General features: G+C 70.4%; 16 protein-coding genes. All 16 read right to left on the reverse strand.

The annotated features are described in order from the left end of the window. Nucleotides 1-15: 15 nt before the first annotated feature. Nucleotides 16-1,344 carry a sulfate adenylyltransferase subunit 1 gene (locus tag ACIRRY_RS44810; RefSeq protein ID WP_403984923.1) on the reverse strand — a complete coding sequence of 443 codons (1,329 nt, stop codon included), beginning with the start codon at nt 1,342-1,344 and terminating at the stop codon, nt 16-18. A gap of 2 nt (nt 1,345-1,346) precedes the next feature. Further along, nucleotides 1,347-2,285 (reverse strand): sulfate adenylyltransferase subunit CysD, encoded by a 939-nt coding sequence (gene cysD, locus ACIRRY_RS44815; protein ID WP_403984925.1) that lies wholly within the window; start codon nt 2,283-2,285, stop codon nt 1,347-1,349. Continuing rightward, a complete protein-coding gene (cysC, locus tag ACIRRY_RS44820) occupies nt 2,282-2,818 on the reverse strand; it encodes an adenylyl-sulfate kinase (RefSeq protein WP_403647902.1) in 537 nt (178 codons plus the stop codon). The genes cysD and cysC overlap by 4 nt, the downstream gene beginning before the upstream one ends. Nucleotides 2,819-2,865: 47 nt before the next feature. Continuing rightward, nucleotides 2,866-3,576: a phosphoadenylyl-sulfate reductase gene (locus tag ACIRRY_RS44825; RefSeq protein ID WP_403984927.1), complete on the reverse strand. Its 711-nt coding sequence runs from the start codon at nt 3,574-3,576 to the stop codon at nt 2,866-2,868. Next, nucleotides 3,573-3,752 carry a hypothetical protein gene (locus ACIRRY_RS44830; protein ID WP_033281522.1) on the reverse strand — a complete coding sequence of 60 codons (180 nt, stop codon included), beginning with the start codon at nt 3,750-3,752 and terminating at the stop codon, nt 3,573-3,575. Before ACIRRY_RS44830 ends, ACIRRY_RS44825 begins: the two co-directional genes overlap by 4 nt. Beyond that, nucleotides 3,749-5,446 (reverse strand): nitrite/sulfite reductase, encoded by a 1,698-nt coding sequence (locus ACIRRY_RS44835; RefSeq protein ID WP_403984929.1) that lies wholly within the window; start codon nt 5,444-5,446, stop codon nt 3,749-3,751. Before ACIRRY_RS44835 ends, ACIRRY_RS44830 begins: the two co-directional genes overlap by 4 nt. Before the next feature lie 129 nt (nt 5,447-5,575). Further along, a complete protein-coding gene (locus ACIRRY_RS44840; protein ID WP_309500612.1) occupies nt 5,576-5,659 on the reverse strand; it encodes a putative leader peptide in 84 nt (27 codons plus the stop codon). A 127-nt stretch (nt 5,660-5,786) separates the two neighbouring features. Further along, nucleotides 5,787-6,359, reverse strand: a complete 573-nt coding sequence (locus ACIRRY_RS44845) for a GNAT family N-acetyltransferase (RefSeq protein ID WP_403984931.1) — start codon at nt 6,357-6,359, stop codon at nt 5,787-5,789. A 58-nt stretch (nt 6,360-6,417) separates the two neighbouring features. Continuing rightward, nucleotides 6,418-7,677 (reverse strand): hypothetical protein, encoded by a 1,260-nt coding sequence (locus ACIRRY_RS44850; RefSeq protein ID WP_403984933.1) that lies wholly within the window; start codon nt 7,675-7,677, stop codon nt 6,418-6,420. Between the two features lie 200 nt (nt 7,678-7,877). Further along, nucleotides 7,878-9,167 carry a GAF domain-containing protein gene (locus tag ACIRRY_RS44855; RefSeq protein WP_403984935.1) on the reverse strand — a complete coding sequence of 430 codons (1,290 nt, stop codon included), beginning with the start codon at nt 9,165-9,167 and terminating at the stop codon, nt 7,878-7,880. Between the two features lie 207 nt (nt 9,168-9,374). Next, nucleotides 9,375-11,009 (reverse strand): acyl-CoA dehydrogenase family protein, encoded by a 1,635-nt coding sequence (locus ACIRRY_RS44860; RefSeq protein ID WP_403984937.1) that lies wholly within the window; start codon nt 11,007-11,009, stop codon nt 9,375-9,377. A 114-nt stretch (nt 11,010-11,123) separates the two neighbouring features. Beyond that, nucleotides 11,124-12,098, reverse strand: coding sequence for a 2,3-diaminopropionate biosynthesis protein SbnA (gene sbnA / locus ACIRRY_RS44865; RefSeq protein WP_403984939.1), 975 nt, complete (start codon nt 12,096-12,098; stop codon nt 11,124-11,126). Nucleotides 12,099-12,130: 32 nt separating this feature from the next. After that, nucleotides 12,131-13,159 (reverse strand): 2,3-diaminopropionate biosynthesis protein SbnB, encoded by a 1,029-nt coding sequence (gene sbnB, locus ACIRRY_RS44870; protein ID WP_403984941.1) that lies wholly within the window; start codon nt 13,157-13,159, stop codon nt 12,131-12,133. Then, nucleotides 13,156-14,160, reverse strand: coding sequence for a TauD/TfdA family dioxygenase (locus tag ACIRRY_RS44875; protein WP_403984943.1), 1,005 nt, complete (start codon nt 14,158-14,160; stop codon nt 13,156-13,158). Before ACIRRY_RS44875 ends, sbnB begins: the two co-directional genes overlap by 4 nt. 55 nt (nt 14,161-14,215) lie before the next feature. Next, entirely contained in the window at nt 14,216-16,303 is a 2,088-nt protein-coding gene (locus tag ACIRRY_RS44880; protein WP_403984945.1) for an amino acid adenylation domain-containing protein, read from the reverse strand. 43 nt (nt 16,304-16,346) lie between these two features. Next, the gene (locus ACIRRY_RS44885; RefSeq protein WP_403985073.1) at nt 16,347-18,797 is read right to left on the reverse strand and encodes a Pls/PosA family non-ribosomal peptide synthetase; all 2,451 of its coding nucleotides are present in this window, start codon (nt 18,795-18,797) and stop codon (nt 16,347-16,349) included. Nucleotides 18,798-19,107 lie beyond the last annotated feature (310 nt).

A 19,107-nucleotide genomic window follows, 5' to 3' on the forward strand; every position in this document is an offset into this window, starting at 1 on the left:
TCCTTCGACGTCATGTCAGAAGTCCCAACCGTCGTCGTCCGTACCGTCCTTGACCGGCTCGGGCGCCGCGAACGACTCGCCGACCATGCCGGCGGTGAGCGTGGTGCCGTCGGCCGGGTCGATCAGGATGAACGAGCCCGTGCGCCGTGAGTCCGCGTACGAGTCCACCGGCAGCGGCTCCGCGGTGCGGATCTTCACGCGGCCGATGTCGTTGGCGACGAGCTGTCCCGGATGCGGGTGCAGGGACAGGTCGTCGAGTGTGAGGCGGGACGGGATGTCCTTGACGATCGCCTTGACCGTACGGGTGCCGTGCTTGAGGAGCACGCGGTGGCCCACGGTCAGCGGCTGGTCGGCGACATGGCAGACGGTCGCCTCGATGTCCTGCGTGGTCGCCGGGGCGTCCTTGCTGGGCACGATGAGGTCGCCGCGCGAGATGTCGATGTCGTCCTCGAGCAGGAGGGTCACCGACTGCGTGGTCCAGGCGGTCCTGACCGGCTTGCCGAGCAGGTCGATGGCGGAGATCCGCGTGGCCCGCCCGGACGGCAGCACCGTCACCGCCTCGCCGACGCGGAACGTACCGGCCGCGATCTGGCCCGCGTACCCCCGGTAGTCCGGGTGCTCGGCGCTCTGCGGCCGGATCACGTACTGCACGGGCAGCCGCGCGTGGCAGTGGCTCAGGTCGTGGGCGACCGGCACCGACTCCAGGTGCTCCAGGAAGGTCGGCCCGCCGTACCAGTCCATGTGCGCGGACGGGTCCACCACGTTGTCCCCGGCCAGCGCCGAGATCGGGATCGCGGTGATCTCCGGGACGCCCAGCTCGCTCGCGTACGCCGTGAACTCCTCGGCGATCGCCGCGAACACGGACTCCTTGTACTCGACGAGGTCCATCTTGTTGACGGCGAGCACCACGTGCGGCACCCGCAGCAGCGCGGCGATCGCCGCGTGCCGCCGGGTCTGCTCGACGACACCGTTGCGGGCGTCGACGAGGATCACCGTCAGCTCGGCCGTGGAGGCACCCGTCACCATGTTGCGGGTGTACTGCACGTGACCGGGCGTGTCGGCGAGGATGAACCGCCTGCGGGGCGTGGCGAAGTAGCGGTACGCCACGTCGATGGTGATGCCCTGCTCGCGCTCGGCGCGCAGGCCGTCGGTGAGCAGTGCGAGGTCGGGGGCGTCCTGGCCGCGGTCGGCCGACACCCGCTGTACCGCCTCCAGTTGGTCGGTCAGCACCGACTTGGAGTCGTGCAACAGCCGTCCCACGAGCGTGGACTTGCCGTCGTCGACCGAACCGGCCGTCGCGAACCGCAGGAGGGTCGTCTCGGGGAGTTCCGTGATGGTGCTCATGGTTAGAAGTACCCCTCGCGCTTGCGGTCTTCCATCGCGGCCTCGGACATCTTGTCGTCGGCGCGCGTGGCGCCCCGCTCGGTCAGCCGGGAGGCGGCGATCTCGGTGATGACCTGCTCCAGCGTCACCGCGTCCGAGTCCACGGCACCCGTGCAGGACATGTCGCCCACGGTCCGGTACCGCACGAGCCGCTTCTCGACGGTCTCGTCCGCCTTCGGGCCGCCCCACTCACCGGCGGTCAGCCACATGCCGTCCCGCGCGAACACCTCACGCTCGTGCGCGAAGTAGATCTGCGGGAGGTCGATGCCCTCGCGGTCGATGTACTGCCAGACGTCCAGCTCGGTCCAGTTGGACAGCGGGAACACGCGCACGTGCTCACCTGCCGCGTGCCGCCCGTTGTACAGGTTCCACAGCTCGGGCCGCTGCCTGCGCGGGTCCCACTGCGAGAACTCGTCCCGAAGGCTGAACACCCGCTCCTTCGCCCGGGCCTTCTCCTCGTCCCTGCGACCGCCACCGAAGACCGCGTCGAACTTCTCGCTCTGGATCTTCTCGGTGAGCGGCAGGGTCTGGAGCGGGTTGCGGGTCCCGTCCGGACGTTCGCGCAGCACACCGCGGTCGATGTAGTCCTGTACGGAGGCCACATGAAGCCGCAGCCCGTGCTCTTCGACCGTGTGGTCCCGGTACTCAAGCACCTCGGGGAAGTTGTGTCCCGTGTCCACATGCAGCAGCGAGAACGGCACCGGCGCGGGCGCGAACGCCTTCAGCGCCAGGTGCAGCATGACGATCGAGTCCTTGCCGCCGGAGAAGAGAATCACCGGCCGCTCGAACTCACCCGCCACCTCACGGAAGATGTGCACCGCCTCGGACTCCAGAGCGTCCAGGTGCGAGAGGGCGTACGGCGTGTCCGTGCCGTCCTCGGCCTTGGCGACGGTCGCGGTCATGCCAGTCCCCTCTCGGTGAGCAGCGCGTGAAGTGCCGCCGCCGACTCCTGCACGGTCTGGTGCTGCGACTCGATCCGCAGGTCCGGCGACTCGGGCTCCTCGTACGGGTCGTCGACCCCGGTGAGCCCGGTCAGTTCACCGGCGGCCTGCTTGGCGTAGAGACCCTTCACATCGCGTACGGAGCACACGTCGACCGGGGTCGCCACATGCACCTCGATATAGGCGGTGCCGCTCTCCTGGTGCCGCTTGCGGACGGCCTCGCGGCTGTCGGTGTACGGCGCGATGACCGGGACGAGCGCCTTGACGCCGTTGCGGGCGAGCAGTTCGGCGAGGAAGCCGATGCGCTGCACGTTGGTGTGCCGGTCCTCGCGGCTGAAACCGAGGCCCGCCGAGATGAACTCGCGGATCTCGTCGCCGTCGAGCACCTCGACGAGGTGGCCCTCCTCGCGCAGCCGGCCGGCCAGCTCGTACGCGATGGTGGTCTTGCCGGCACTCGGCAGACCCGTGAGCCAGACGGTGGCTCCGGTCGTCACGTGGATCTCCAACTCTTCGGTGGGGGTGGGCTGTTCCGTGGGGGCGGTCATTCGTGCAGTCCGCACTCGGTCTTCCCGCGCCCCGCCCAGCGGCCGGCGCGCGCGTCCTCGCCCTCAAGAACCCGGCGGGTGCAGGGCGCGCAGCCGACGGAGGCGTAGCCGTCCATCAGCAACGGGTTGGTGAGGACGCCGTGTTCGGCGACATAGGCGTCCACGTCGTCCTGGGTCCAGCGGGCGATGGGGGAGACCTTCACCTTCCGGCGCTTCTCGTCCCAGCCGACGACCGGGGTGTTCGCCCGGGTCGGGGACTCGTCGCGGCGCAGCCCGGTCGCCCAGGCCGCGTACTGGGTGAGGCCCTGCTCCAGCGGCTGGACCTTGCGCAGCTTGCAGCACAGGTCCGGGTCGCGGTCGTGCAGTCGGGGACCGTACTCGGCGTCCTGCTCGGCGACCGACTGGCGCGGGGTGAGCGTGATGACGTTGACGTCCATCACGGCCTCGACCGCGTCACGGGTGCCGATGGTCTCCGGGAAGTGGTAGCCGGTGTCGAGGAACACCACGTCGACACCGGGCATCGCGCGGGAGGCGAGGTGGGCCACCACCGCGTCCTCCATCGAGGAGGTCACACAGAACTGCTTGCCGAAGGTCCGCACCGCCCACTGGAGGATCTCCAGCGCGGAGGCGTCCTCCAGGTCACGGCCCGCCTGCTCGGCGAGGGCTTTCAAGTCGTCGGTGGGGCGCGCTTTCTGAGTCGTCGTCATATCTCGTCTCCCCCTGCGTCGGTCTGCCGGAGCCCTCGGGCGAGCAGCCCGAGGAACTTCAGCTGAAAGGCCCGATTGCACGCCGCGCATTCCCACGCGCCGTGGCCCTGCTCGCTCGGACGCAGGTCCTCGTCGCCGCAGTAGGGGCAGTAGAAGGGGGCGGCCCGCTCGCTCATGTCAGGGCCTCCTCGCCGGCGCGCGTGGCCCAGGCGGCGAACCGCTCACCGTCCTCGCGCTCCTGCTGGAACCGGGTGAGGACCCGCTCGACGTAGTCGGGCAGTTCCTCCGAAGTGACCTTCAGGCCACGGACCTTGCGGCCGAAACCGGCCTCAAGACCGAGGGCGCCGCCGAGGTGCACCTGGAAGCCCTCGACCTGCTCGCCCTGGTCGTTGAGGACCAACTGGCCCTTGAGACCGATGTCCGCGACCTGGATACGGGCGCAGGCGTTCGGGCAGCCGTTGATGTTGATGGTGATCGGCTCGTCGAACTCCGGGATGCGGCGCTCCAGTTCGTCGATGAGCGTGATGCCGCGCTGCTTGGTCTCGACGATCGCGAGCTTGCAGTACTCGATGCCGGTGCAGGCCATGGTGCCGCGCCGGAAGGGCGAGGGCTTCGCGGTGAGACCGAGGGCTTCGAGGCCCTCGACCAGCGAGTCGATTTGGTCCTCCGCCACATCGAGCACGATCATCTTCTGCTCGACCGTCGTGCGCAGCCGGCCCGAGCCGTGCGCCTGGGCCAGCTCGGCGATCTTCGTGAGCGTGGTGCCGTCGACGCGGCCGACGCGCGGCGCGAAACCGACGTAGAAGAGGCCGTCCTGCTGGCGGTGGACGCCGACGTGGTCGCGCCAGCGCTGGACGGGCTGCGCGGGGGCGGGGCCGTCGACGAGCCTGCGCTTGAGGTACTCGTCCTCCAGGACCTGGCGGAACTTCTCCTGGCCCCAGTCGGCGACGAGGAACTTCAGGCGGGCGCGGGTACGGAGGCGCCGGTAGCCGTAGTCGCGGAAGATGCCGATCACGCCGGCCCAGACGTCCGGGACCTCGTCCAGTGGGACCCAGGCGCCGAGCCGGACGCCGATCTTCGGGTTGGTGGACAGCCCGCCGCCGACCCACAGGTCGAAACCGGGGCCGTGCTCGGGGTGGTTCACGCCGACGAACGCGATGTCGTTGATCTCGTGGGCGACGTCCAGGAGCGGCGAGCCGGAGATCGCCGTCTTGAACTTGCGCGGGAGGTTGGAGAATTCCTTGGTGCCGATGTAGAGGCGGTGGATCTCGTCGATGGCCGAGCTGCCGTCGATGATCTCGTCCTCGGCGATGCCCGCGACGGGCGAGCCGAGGATGGTGCGGGGCGTGTCACCGCAGGCCTCGGTGGTGGAGAGACCGACCGCCTCCAGGCGGTTCCAGATCTCGGGCACGTCCTCGATGCGGATCCAGTGGTACTGCACGTTCTGCCGGTCCGTCAGGTCGGCCGTGCCGCGCGCGAACTCCTGTGAGATCTCGCCGATCACTCGCAGCTGGTCCGTGGTCAGCCGGCCGCCGTCGATCCGGACGCGCAGCATGAAGTACTTGTCGTCCAGCTCCTCCGGCTCCAGGATCGCCGTCTTGCCGCCGTCGATCCCGGGCTTGCGCTGGGTGTACAGCCCCCACCAGCGCATACGGCCGCGCAGGTCGTTCGGGTCGATGGAGTCGAAGCCGCGCTTGGAGTAGATCGTCTCAATGCGTGTCCGCACATTGAGACCGTCGTCGTCCTTCTTGAACTGCTCGTTGCCGTTGAGCGGCGTGAAGTGTCCGGCTGCCCACTGACCCTCACCGCGGTGACGGCTCACCTTGCGGCGGGGCGCTGCGGCTGCAGGGTTCTCGGGGGTGGCGGCCATGGTTCTACGTCCTCCGGGACAGGCGGGTGATCGGCTCTGACCTGCGTGTACGGGCGCATGCGGGCATACGCGCGCGTCTTTGCGCAGTATGAGGCGGATACGGGAAAAACCGGCGGTACTGCGGCTCGACTAGCCCGCCGGACAGATGGCGCTGGACATGCGGCCGAGGTCGACGTGTCGCCGACTCACCAAGGCAATTCCAGTTCCGGACATGACGGAAGCGTGTCACGGCGTTCTGGACACAGTCCAGCTTCGTCCGTCATGCGGACACCCTGGTCCCACTATGCGAGACAAGGGTGTCATCGGTCACAAGCCGCGCACGCCGTCTTGTCGGCGCAGGTCAGACGCGGTAGGCGCCCGGCCAGGGGCCCGGTGTGGCCGCCTGCGTCACCTCCTCGACCTGGGTGTCGAAGAGCTTGAAGCCCCGGCGCTGGTAGTTGTCCATCGCGTGCACCCCGTCCAGGCTGCACGTATGCAGCCAGACCCGCTTGGTGGACACCCGTCCCGGCCAGCGGTCGGCGAGGTCCCAGGCGCGGGCGGCGGCGTAGGAGAGGAGGTGGCCGCCGAAGCGGCGGCCGCGGAAGGCGGGGATCAGGCCGAAGTAGACGATCTCGACGACGCCGTCGTCCTGCGGCTCCAGTTCCACGTACCCGGCGGGCGTGCCCCGGTCGTACACGACCCAGGTCTCCACGCCCGGCCGGTCCAGGTGCTCCTGCCACTGCGCGAACGTCCAGTGCAGCCGGTCGATCCAGAGGATGTCCCCGCCGACGGACGCGTACAGATAGCGGCTGAACTCGGGGGAGGGCACCTCGGAGCGGGCGATCCGCACGTCCCCGTCCGGCGTGATGGCCGGAAGGAGGTCGCTCGGATCGGTCTGCTCCAGGGACCAGGTGGTCACGGGGATGTTCGTCATGCCCGTCAGGGAATCATCCGGCCGACGGATCTGTCGATCAGCGGATCAGATCAGTGGATCAACCGAGCGAGCTGTCGATCGAGTCCAGTGGCAGTGCGAACAGCATCCGCCCCGACACCGACCAGACCTCGCCCGTCTCCTGCCAGTAGGAGAGGGAGTCGGTCTGCGCGCTCCAGCACTGGTGCGTCTCGTCGGCCCCGCACTCGGTGGCCTTCGCGTCCTTGGCGTCCTGCCGCCATATCGAGCCGTGCCCGCTCTGCTCCCCGGCCGCGCCGCCCAGGTACCAGGAGGTGCCGCTCGCGAGCACGCCCCCGACGCCGGCGACCTTCGTCCGGTACGCCTCCTCGGGCGTCGCGCGCCCCGCCGAGTCCGTGGCGAGCAGCCCCGTCCGCGCGGGATCGCGGCTGAACGGATAGCGCCACAGCCGCTTCGCCCCGCTCGCGACCAGACTGTCCGGAACCGAACTGCGGTCCAGGGAGAGGCCCACCGGTCGTACGGCGGACTTGTCGCCGCTCAGCCGGTACGACCCGACCGCGGGCAGGACGTACCGGTACCCGGCCGCCGACCAGCCCTCACGCACCCGGCCGACCGCGGAGGCCGTCACCGTGGTGCGCTGGATGCGGTTCATGTCGTACACGTACAGCGCGTCGCGGGTCCCGCCCGTGGTGGTGACCAGGAGCTTGTCCTGGTACCAGACCATGCCGGAGATCTTGGAGACGAGCCCGCGGTAGTCGCGCCCGCCGTCGGTCGGTACGGCGAGGAGGGCCCAGGTGTAGGTGAGACGGGTGGGATCCGCCGCGTTCACGAAGGCGACCCTGGCCAGGCCGCTGCTGTTCGCGCTCCAGCCGGAGAGGATCACACGGTTCGAGCCCCACCAGCCGTCCTCGTCGGCGTCACCGGAGGTGGTCACCGAGCGGGGCGTCCACGCCGGGTCGGCCGCGTCGCCGCTGTCCCAGCAGTACGCGCGGGTGGCCGCCGGTTCGACGGGCAGCACCGACTTCTCGTCGGTCGTGCAGTCCGCCGCGTCGCGCAGGGTGTGGTCGGCGCTCTTCAGCACGGCGTCGACGCCCACCGGACGCCCCATCGCCGAGGCGAGCCGGTCCAGGGACTGCTGAGGCTCCAGCGTCTCCCGCAACCGCAACTGCCCCAGATCGGAAGACGAGGTGAGCGGCTTCAGCCCCCCGGGATCGGAACCGACGGTCGCCTGCGAGGCGCTGATCATCGTCGCGGCCGCGGTGAGGCCGAGCGCGGCCCCGGTCAGCACGGCGCGCAGCGCCCTGCCCCGCTTGCGCCGGCGGTGTCGCCCACGTGCACTCATAGTGTCCTCCCGAGGCGAGCCAACTGCGCCTGGTGATCCGTGCGTTGACCAGGGAGCAGGTGGGGTGGCCCGTAGAGGGATGCTACGGCAGTCATGGCCGCTCCATGGGTAAGACCCTGCAAATATGCGGAAGATGCTGCCGGACGTGACTTTTGCGCCACCTGTCCGCTACGACACCCCGGCCCGCTCCGCCGCCTCCGCTACGGCACTTGGGCCGAGGTCCGACCCCTGGCCACGCCCGGTGCCGTCGAGTGCGGCAGCAACTCGCGCGGGTCCTGCGGCAGCACCACCTCGACCTCGGCGTCCTCGCGGAATCGGTAGGGCCGGTGTTCCAGAAGCGCCCCGAGATAGCGCCGTACCCGCGACATCTCCGCACGCACCGTCACCGTGCGGCCGGGGTCGCCGAACATGTCCTCCGCCAGGGCCGCGGCGCTGCGGCCGGTGGGGTGCAGGGCCAGGAGGTAGAGCAACTCGGCGTGCCGCGGACTCAGTTCATGTGTCCAGGAGCACGCTCCGCCGTAGACCGTCACCGACCAGCGGCGGGCTGAGGCGAGGTCGAGGACGATGCGGGGCGCGGCGCCGGGCACCGGCTCGTCGGCGACGCGGATCAACCAGCCCCCGGCCAGCGGCTCCAGCGCGCACAGCCCGAGCGACGGCACCCAACGGCGGCCCCCGGAGGGCGACTTGGGCAGCGCGATCCGCTTCATGTACGGCATTCCGGTGACCGCGGCGGTCCAGCCGTCCCGGTCGACCACCAGGGCCCGGCCGCCCAGCCGGGGCAGGATCGGCGCCGCCACCGCGCGCAGCCGCTCCAGCGAGGTCAGGTGCAGTTCGCGCAGCCGGGCCTCGGCGAGTTTGGCCACCGAGTCGACCCAGGCGAGGGTGGCCGGATGCATGGTCTCCAGCGGACCGCTGACATCGACGACGCCGATCAGCCGGCCGTCCCTGGGGTCGGTGATCGGGGCGCCCGCGCAGGTGAACGAGGCCAGCGCGCGGGAGAGATGCTCGCCGGCGAAGACCTGCACGGGCCGCCGTACGACCGCCGGGGTGCCCACGCCGTTGGTGCCGATGACGTCCTCGCGCCAGTCCGTGCCGACCTCGATGCCGGCCTCGTCGGCCTTGCGCAGCACCGCGGCGCTGCCCTCCCGCCACAGCGCGCGGCCCTCGTCGTCGGCGACCAGCACGATGTGGTGGGCGGCGTCCGCGACCGACACCAGCCCCTCCCGCAGCACCGGCAGGACATGCCGCAACGGGCTTGCGCCGCGCCGCCGTTCGACTTCCTCACGGGACAGCACCCCGGTCCGCAGATCGTGGTCGGGGTGCGTCCCGCCGCGTAACGCGCGCTCCCAGGACTCCTCGATCACCGGGCGTGGAGCGGTGCGGGCGCGCTGCCCGAAGGGCGTGGCGTGCCGGGCGTCGCTCAACATCCGGGCCGTCCGCGCCGCGTCGACGGTGGTACGCCGCGGCAGTCCGGCCGGCGGGTTCGCCATGGGTCCTTCTCTCCGGTCCCGTATCGACTGTTGGTCTCATAGTGCCGCTCCGTGGTGACGGAGGGAGACAGTCCGACCACAGTGACCGTCAAGTTGCAACCCTCTGCAACCCTGGTGAACAGCCCTGTGGTGTCTGAAACTTGTCCCACGCTGCGAGGGTGGTGCCGTGTCGGCGCAGCACCACCCTCGCGATGTGCCGTCGGGCGATCAGGCCGCCGGCCGGGCGCGCTCCACGATCGAGGCCAGGTCGAGCGTCGGCGGCAGGGTCCCGAAGGTGGTGCCCCAGTCGCCGCCCAGCCGGGACGCGCAGAACGCGTCGGCGACCTCCGGCGGCGCGTGCCGGACGAGCAACGCCCCTTGCAGCACCAGCGCCATCCGCTCGACCACGCGCCGGGCGCGGCCCTCGATGCCGTCCAGGTCGGCGAACTCGGTGAGCAGGTTCTTCATCGCCCCGTCGAGGCGGTGATCGGCGCCGCGCACCCGGCCGACCTCGACCAGAAAGGCGTTCAGCGCCCGCGGTTCGCGCCGCAACGCCCGCAGCACGTCGAGGGCTTGAATGTTCCCGGCGCCCTCCCAGACCGAGTTGAGCGGCGACTCCCTTACCAGGCGCGGCAGTCCGGACTCCTCGACATAGCCGTTGCCGCCAAGACACTCCGCCGCCTCGACCGTGACCGGCGTACAGCGCTTGGTCACCCAGTACTTGGCGGCCGGCACCGCCAACCGCAGGAACGCCAGCTCCTGTTCGCCACCGTCGTCGTAGGCCGCCGCGAGTCTGAGCCCGAGCGTGGTGGCCGCCTCCGACTCCAGGGCGAGATCCGCCAGTACGTTGCGCATCAGCGGCTTGTCGAGGAGTTTCCCGCCGAACGCCTCGCGGTGGGCGGTGTGATGGACGGCCTGCGCTACGGCCTGCCGCATCAGACCGGCCGAGCCGAGCACACAGTCGAGCCGGGTCGCCGCGACCATCCCGATGATGGTCCGCACCCCGTCGCCCTCGTCCCCGACCCGGCGCGCCCAGGTCCCGTCGAACTCGACCTCGGCGGAGGCGTTCGACCGGTTGCCCAGCTTGTCCTTGAGCCGCTGGAGGAGGAACACGTTGCGCGTGCCGTCCGCCAGCACCCGGGGCACCAGGAAGCAGGTCAGCCCGCCGGGTGCCTGCGCCAGCACGAGGAAGCCGTCGGACATGGGCGCCGAGCAGAACCACTTGTGGCCGGTCAGCTCGTACGTCCCCTCCTCGGCGAGCGGGTGCGCCGCCGTCGTGTTCGCGCGGACGTCGCTGCCGCCCTGCTTCTCCGTCATGCCCATCCCGAAGAGGACCCCGGCCTTGAGGTGGGCGGGCCGCAGCCCACGGTCGTAGACCATGGACGTCAGCCGGGGCTCCCACTCGGCGGCCAGCGCGGGATCGGCGCGCAGCGCGGGCACCGCCGCGTGGGTCATCGACAGCGGGCAGGTGTTGCCCGCCTCGACCTGGGTCCAGACCAGCAGCCCGGCCGCCCGGCGGACATGTCCGGCCGGGCGGTTCCAGGCGGCGGTCAGCCCGGCCGCGACGCCCTTGCCGAGCAACCGGTGCCAGGCCGGATGGAACTCGACCTCGTCGATCCGGTGGCCGTGACGGTCGTGGGTGCGCAGGCCCGGGGGGTTGTCGTTGGCCTGCGCACCCCACTCCTGGACCTGGGCCGAACCGGCGGCCCGGCCCAGGGCGGAGAGCTCGTCCCGGACCTCGTCCAGCGGTCCGGGAGCGGTGTGGCGCTCGACCGCGGCCGTCAGGACGCGGTCGGTGGTGAAGACGTCGTGGCCGACCAGTGGGGGAGTCTGGTTGGTCACGGTGTGGGTGGTGCGTGCCATGGCTGGAACCTGCCCGGGGGACGGCGGTGGTCGGGATCCCCACCCTGCGGCGGTGCGGATCTCCACTCTGCGGTGGTCTTGATCCCTACCCTGACACAGCCGCCGTCATGGACGTCACGCCGAGCGGGACATGGCCGCGAGCATCGCGGTTTCGGGCATCTCCTCCTCCAGCCAGCCGGTGCGGTACACCGTGTCCAGATAGCGTTCGCCCAGGTCAGGGGCGATCGCCACCGCCGTCGTGCCGTGCCGTCCATGGCGCGCGAGCCACTGTTCGGCCCCGCTGACGACCGTGCCGGTGGACCCGCCGAACAGGAAACCCCGCGCGGCCAGCCGCCGGCAGGTCTGCACGGTGTCCGCCTCCTCAACATGGATCACGTCGTCGATGTACGACGTGTCGAGGAAGGGCGAGCCCACGCTGGTGCCGAGCCCCGGGATCATCCGGGGCCTGGCCTCCCCGCCGAAGGTGACCGAGCCGACGGCGTCCACCGCCACGATCCGCACCCGGCGCCGCCCCTGCCAGAACCAGCGCGCGCAGCCCATCAGCGTGCCGGTGGTGCCGGCGCCGACGAACAGCACGTCCAGTTGCGGGAACCGGCGCGCGATCGCGGGTGCCGTGGTGCGGTAGTGCGCCCGCCAATTCCCTTGGTTGGTGTACTGGTTGAGCCACACGTACCGCTCGTCCGAGGCGCACAGCGCCCGCACGTACGCGATCCGGGCGCCCAGGAAACCGCCGTGCGGGTCCGGCTGGTCGATGACGTGGACCCGGCTGCCGAGCGCCTCCATCAGCCGTACCGTCGGCACATTGCAGCGTCTGTCGGTGATGCAGAGAAACCCGTAGCCGCGGCTCGCCGCGAGCACGCTCAGCGCCACCCCCAGGTTGCCCGACGACGACTCGACCAGCACCGAACCGGGCCGCAGGATGCCGGCCCGCTCGGCGGCGTCCACCATCTCGGTCGCGGCCTTCAGCTTGACCGAGCCGGCGAAGTTGAACCCCTCGCACTTCAGATAGAGCGGAAGCTCCAGCGCTGCCCGCAGGTCGACGTAGAGGTCGTCCTCGTTGAACTCCGCGGGATCGGAAATAACAGCCATGTTCTCCCCCTAGTGGTGCGCCACGATCGCCGTCAGCCGTACCGGCGCAGCTCGTGGAAGAAGCCGTCGACGACGTGGAGTTCGCCCCGCCGGACCACTTCGTCATGGACGAACCTGCCGACCGCGAGGTCGAGCACCCCCAGACCGAAGGGCGAGAACACCACGGTCCGGTCGGCCGGTACGGTCACCCGCCCGGTCAGTACGTCGTCCAGCGTGCCGTCGATGAACTCCCGGCCCCCCGTTGCCTGTTCGGTCAGATGCGGCGAGGTGTCGGCCTTCAGACAGTGCTCGACGTCGTCCACGAAGTTGGCGGACGCGAGCAGGATCGCCGGGTCGAGATCCCGCAACGACACGTGCAGGACCAGCGGATGGTGGTCGAACCAGGACGGATCGTGCACATGGGGCGAGCCGGCGATCGTCGCGAAGACCACCAGGTCACTGGCGCGGACCAGCCCTTCGAGCTTGTCGTGCACGGTGATCCGCCCCGGCGTGCCCGACCGCTCCAGGTATCCCCGGAACCCCTCCGCGCTGTCCGCGGCCAGGTCGTACACGCCCGTCTCCTCGAACTCCCAGCCGGTGCCGCGGAGATGGGTGTGGATGTAGCGGGCGATCAGACCCGTCCCGACGAACCCGACCCGCAACGGCCGGGCCCGGCCCTCGCTGAGCTTCTCGGCCGCGAGCGCCGCCGAACTCGCCGTACGGGTCGCGCTGATCACCGAACTCTCCAGGCAGGCGTACGGATAGCCGGTGTCCGGGTCGTTCAGGATCAGCACCGCCGAGGCCCTGGGGAGCCCCGATCCGGTGTTCCCCGGGAAACTGGAGATCCACTTCAGACCGTCCACCCGCGACGGCCCGCCCAGCGAGGCCGGCAGCGCGATGATCCGGGACGACGGACGGTCCGGGAAGCGCAGGAAGTACGACGGCGGGTTCACCGACTCGCCCGCGCCGTGCAGCCGGTAGGTGGCCTCCACGAGGTCGGCGATCTCCGACTCCCGCCCGGCCAGGGCCTGTTGGACCTGTTCGCCGCTGACGACCGCGAACGACGGTGTCTCTGTGCTCATGCCGCCCTCCCCCCGGCCGACGGGGCGAGGTCCGCCGGCCGCACCGGATCGCCGAGCCCGGCGAGCACCTCGCGCGGCCCCTCGAACGGCTCCCGGCCGTGCGCGGTACGGATGTTGTCCACCAACAGCAGATCCCCCGAGCGCCACGGCTCGCGTTTGGCGTGCGTGTCGTAGGCCTCGTTGATGGCCGCCACGATGTCCGCGCCGACCGGATCGCCGTTGCCGAAGCGGGTGTTGAAGGGCAGCGCGTCCGCGCCGTAGACGTCGATCAGGTACTCGCGCACTTCGGGCTCCATCGTCCACTCGTTCAGGAACGCGATCTGGTTGAACCAGCAGCGGCGGCCGGTGACCGGGTGCCGGAGCACGGCGGCGCGGCGCTGGCGGGTGTGCAGCGAACCGTCGTGCTGCCAGGCGAACTCGATGCCCTGGGCCCGGCAGTAGCGCTCCACGGTGGCCCGGTCGTCGGTGCCGAAGGCCTCGGCGACCGACGCCCCGATCTCCTCGTGGTAGGTCCGGGTCAGCAGCCAGCCCTCCCGTTCGAACCGGTCCACCAGCGTCGTGGGCAGTGACCCGAGGACGGCCTCGGCGTCGGCGACCGGGGTCGCGCCGCCCTGCGTCGGCGCCTCCAGACAGGCGAAGAGCAGCAGACCGGGGAACTCCAGGGCGTAGCTCAACTCGTGGTGCTGGCACATCGGTTGGTCGGTCGGCCACTTCGTGGCGGAGTACACGCCCTCCGCGTAGGTACGGCGGGGCGCGAACGGCTCCCGGTCGGCCATCAGGGAGTCGGTGAGCCGCCGGAAGACGGTCTCGGCGCCGGCCGGGTCGGCGAGGCCGAGTCCGCGGACCAGGACGCAGCCGTGCTCGGCGACGACGGCTCGCAGCGCCGCGCGGTGCCCGGCGGCCCAGCCGACCGGGTCCGCGCCGACATCGGCGTGCAGGAGGGGTGGGCTGTCCGGGCTCAGGGCCACGGAGTTGAGCAGCGTCGCGGAAGAGAGCGACATCTCGGTGTTCCTTTCGGTGGTGCTGTTGTGCGTTCGACCGGGGGTGCGGCCGGCCTCAGGAGGAGATCGGCGGGTCCAGCAGTCCGGCCAGGTCCGCGAGGACCGGGTGACGGGTGACGTCCTTGAGGCTGATCGCCCGGTCGAGGGCGACCGCCAGCTTCACCGCGGCCAGCGAGGTGCCGCCGCGGTCGAAGAAGTGGTCCTGGCGGCCGATCCGGTCGGCCGGGATGCCCAGCACCACGGCCCAGGCCGCCGCCAGCCGGCGCTCGGCCGGGGTGTCCGGCCCGTCGCCGACCGCGTCCAGGTCACCGGCGAGCGCGGTGAGCGTCCGGCGGTCGGTCTTGCCGTTGGCGGTCAGCGGCAGCGACGCCCGCCAGTGCACGACCGACGGCACCATGTACGCGGGCAGCGACTCGGCGAGCCGCTCACGCACGGCCGCGGCCGCCACCGGCCGGTCACCCGTGCAGAACGCCACCAGTTGCGTCCCGCGCACGACGACCACCGCGCCGTCCCGCACCCCGTCCACCCGCAGCAGCGCGTTCTCGATCTCGCCGATCTCGATACGGAAGCCGCGGATCTTCACCTGGCTGTCCCGGCGCCCCAGGAACTCCAGCTTGCCGTCGGGCCGCCAGCGCCCGTGGTCGCCGCTGCGGTACAGCCGCTCGCCGGGCCGGTACGGGTCCTCGGTGAAGGCCGCCCGGGTCCGCTCGGGATCGTTGACGTACCCCCGGCCCACGCACACACCGGAGAACACGATCTCGCCGGGCGCCCCCAGCGGCACGGGCACCAGATCCTCGTCGACGACGTACACCCGCACATTGGAGACGGGCCGGCCGAGCGGGACCCGGGCCCCGTCCGGAGCCCGGTCCATGACCTCGTGGTTGGTGTCGTCCGAAGTCTCCGTCAGGCCATAGGCGTTGACGAGCCGCACCCCGGGCCGAGCGGTGAACCAGCGCTCCACGAGCTCCTTCTTCACGGCCTCCCCGGTCACCGACACACAGCGCAGATCGGGTAGTTCGCGCGGCTGCCGCTCCAACTCGGCAAGGACGGCCTCCAGATACGACGGCACCACCTGGAGCACGTTCACGTGCCCCGCCTCGACCGTGTCGACGAACCGCGTCACGTCCAGGATCACGTCCTGCTCCACCAGCAGCGTCCGCCCGCCCACGAGCGGCGCGCAGACCAACTGCCACAGGGAGATGTCGAAGCACTGCGGCGCGGTCTGCGCGACCACCTGCCCGGCGCCGATCCCCAGGTCGTCGAGCTTGGCGAACACATGGTTGAGGAACCCCGCGTGCTCGCACATCGCGCCCTTGGGCTCACCCGTGGAGCCGGACGTGAAGTAGATGTAGGCGAGTTGACCGGGCTGGACGGCGATCCCGAGATCGCCGTCCGAGTGCCCCTCGGCGTACGCCTCGTCGACGTAGAGCGTGCTCTCGGCCGAGTGGTCCAGCGCGCCGTCGCTGCCGCGCTCGGTCAGCACCAGTGCGCACCCGGCGCGCTCCAGCACCCGCGCGACCCGGTCGGCCGGGAAGTGCGGCTCGACGGGCAGATACACCCCGCCCGCCTTGAGCACGGCGAGGACGGCGGCCATCCAGTCCAGATTCCGCTCCAGCACCACGGCGACGACACCCTCGCGGGTCAGCCCGCGCGAGAGCAGCGCCCGACTCAGCTGGTTCGCCCGGGAGTTGAGCTCCCGGTAGGTCCACTGCCGCTCGCCCTGGACGGCGGCGACCGCGTCCGGGCACACCGCCACCATGTCCTCGAACAGCTCGTGCACCCGCCGGTCCGGCAGTTCGCGCCGCGGGCCCGCCAACTCGTCGAGCTGGAAGCGGAGTTCGGCGTCCGACAGCAGGACCGGCCGGTCCGGCTCGGTCAGCGCGGTCAGGTGGTAGCCCGCGATCCGGGCGGCGGCCTCGGCGTCGAGGACCTCGGTGCTGTAGCGCAGCCGCAGCGTGCGGCCGGTGACACTCACCCGCAACGCCGGGTCCTGTTCGGCGGGTTCGCCGGACAGCGCGCCGAGGACCTTGGCGTGAGCGGCTTTCAGTGCGACGGGCTCGATCAACGGCCCGTCGGGCAGGGACACCTCGTACTCCGCCACACCGGGCACCGGAGTGAGCGTCCACCGCGGAATGATCTCCATCGTTCTCTTCCCCCTGTTTCCTGTCCCCCCACGGCGCGAGCCGTCAGGGAGCCATGTGCTGTCCGGCGCGCCGTGGCGCCACCGCCGGATTCCCGCCCCATCGCGACCGCGCCGGCATCTCCTCGCCCTTCATCAGGAAGGAGTCGGCGGCGAGTTCGGCCCCGTCGCCCATCGACACGCCGTAGTGCACGAGCGCACCCACCCCGAGGGTGCAGCCGGCGCCGATGGTGATCTGTTCGGACTTGAAGGTGCCGTCCTCCTGCGAGTGGGACTGCACCTTGGTGTGCGCCGCCAGCGTGCAGTCGTCGCCGATCGCGGTCAGCGTGCGCTCGGTGATGTAGGCGCCGTCGTCGAAGACGCGGCGTCCGATCCGCACGCCCAGCAGCCGCCAGATCAGGTTCTTGAACGGCGTCCCGTTGAACACCTGCATATAGGTGTCCGGCACCTTCCACAGCCGCTCGTGCCACCAGAAGTACGGGTCGTAGATCGAGCACAACTTGGGCTCCAGCGGCCGGAACCGCCCGATCAGGCGCTCCACCAGCACGTAGTACCCGGCGGTGAAACCGAGCCCGAGCATCAGGGACGCGCCGATCAGCAGCCCCCCGCCGACGCCCTCGCCCCCGTACAGGTCGATGGCCGCGAAGCCGAGGACGGTGAGCACGAACCAGTGCAGCCAGCGCACGAACAGGAACAGGCCCATCGAGCGCAGGTTGTAGCGGTTCTTCGCGCCCAGCCGGCGCCGCAGCTCGTCGCCCTCGCGCAGATGGTCGAAGCGGCTGTCGCGTTCCACCGAGCGCGGGATCTCGAAGCACGGTGAGCCCAACAGGCCCACGCCCTCCCGGAGTTCGCCGTCGATCGGGACCATCACCTTGGTGGCGAGCAGACAGTTGTCGCCGGTGCGGCCGCCCGAGGGGTAGGCGATGTTGTTGCCGAGGAAGTTGCGCGGTCCGATCGTGGTGCGCGACAACCGGAACGAGGTACTGGAGAAGTCCGCGTTGACGATCGACAGCCCGTCCGCGATCATCGTGCCGGTTCCCACGGTGGCCAGATACGGCGTCTCGTGCTGCACCTCGGCACCGAAGTTGGAGCCGGTCTGCTCCACCACACCGAGGTCGTAGCCGATCGCCCGCAGATATCCGGTGATGTACGAGCTGTCCCCGAACAGCCACTTGAAGAACTTGATGTTGGTCGTCCGCGCCACCGCGCGCTGCACCGAGTAGTGGAAGCCGTACAGCGGATACACCCGGTCGGGGCGCAGCAGCGGCCGGAGCAGCCGGGGCAGCAGCGACACCGCGGCGAAGCCGAGCACGACGAACCCGGTGAACGCCACGAGCGACAGGCCCAGCGCCTCGCCGTAGAACCGGGCCGAGTTGAGGTCCGTGGTGTTCGGGTCGAGCAGGTGGTCGAGGGCCGGGATCACGGTCAGCGCCAAGTAGGTGCCGCCGAGCGCGAGCGGGACGTAGACCAGCACCATCTGCAACAGGGCGACCAGGCCGTAGCCGAAGCGGCGCGGCGCCGAGCAGTCCGCGGGCGGGATCCGGACGTAGTCGACGTCCGTGGGCTGGGCCGGTGAGCCGTGCGCGCGCCCGCCCGCCGGGACGTGGGCGCCGTCGTACAGGGCGGAGGAATGGCCGAGTTGGGCCCCGTCGCCCATGACCGTGCCGATGTCGAGGACGGTCTTCTCGCCGACGTAGACCTCGCTGCCGAGGGTGACGCGGCCGGTGCGGATACGGCCGGCCCGCGCCTGGTAGCAGAGGAAGAAGCTGTCCTTGCGGATGACCGTTCCGGCACCGATGGTCAGCAGGTCGGTGCAGACCGGCACGGAGTGGGACAGGATCGTGACGCCCTTGCCGATGCGGGCGCCGAGGGCGCGCAGGTAGAGGACGTAGAGCGGGTTGCCGGCGAACAGGATCATCGGGTTGGCGTGCAGGAGCGCCTTGACCGTCCAGAACCGGACGTAGGCGAGGCCCCAGACCGGGAACTCGGTCTCCTTCCAGCGGCCCACGAGAACCCACTTGGCCACCACCGGCACCGTGCACACGCCGATGAACACGGCGCCGCCGAATATCGCGGAGCGCAGATATACCTGGACGACTCCGTTACCGGAGGAAACCCATTCGTAGCCGCGTCCGGTGACCATCCCGGCGAGCGCGCAATACAGCGCGAAAACGAGAAACTGAAGCGCCCCGCAGAGCAGATAACGCGCCGTGCTCCCGGCCGGCGTCTCGGCCGCCTCGACCGGCACCACGGGCTCGGGTGTGTCGGCGAGCGCCGCCGCCAGACTGCGGATCGTCGGATATCCGTAGACGTCCCGCATCGACACCGACGGCAGATCCTCGCGTTTTCTGACCCGGGCGCAGAAGTGTGCCATGACCAGCGAGTTGGCCCCAAGATCGTCGAAGAAGTGACTGTCGAGGGGTATGTCTTCCTTGCATACGACACCGGCCAGGACCTCCGCGAGGACGGTCTCGGTGACGGTGCCGGGTTTTCCCACCACGTGGCTCCTTGGTGCTGATCATTGTCTTTGAATTGCCAAAATCGCCAAAGACGAATACGGCACACGCGAAACGGGTGGGGTAAAAGTGAGTTTCTGGGACGGGGTCCCGGTCATGGACCCAATGTGATTCCCCCGAGTCGTGTGCGCTGACGTCGTCCCAACGTGCGCAACGAATGCAGTCCGGATTATTTCTGGACATTCTGGAACGGGTCAAGGCTGTTTCGGTCAATGGCGCTTTTTCGTCTTCGCGCAGTGCGGAACGGGTCAATCAGGATTGACGGCCGAAGCCCTCACCGGGACACTCCCG

Origin of the sequence: Streptomyces sp. NPDC101776 (assembly GCF_044766845.1) — a bacterium.
Lineage (GTDB): Bacteria > Actinomycetota > Actinomycetes > Streptomycetales > Streptomycetaceae > Streptomyces.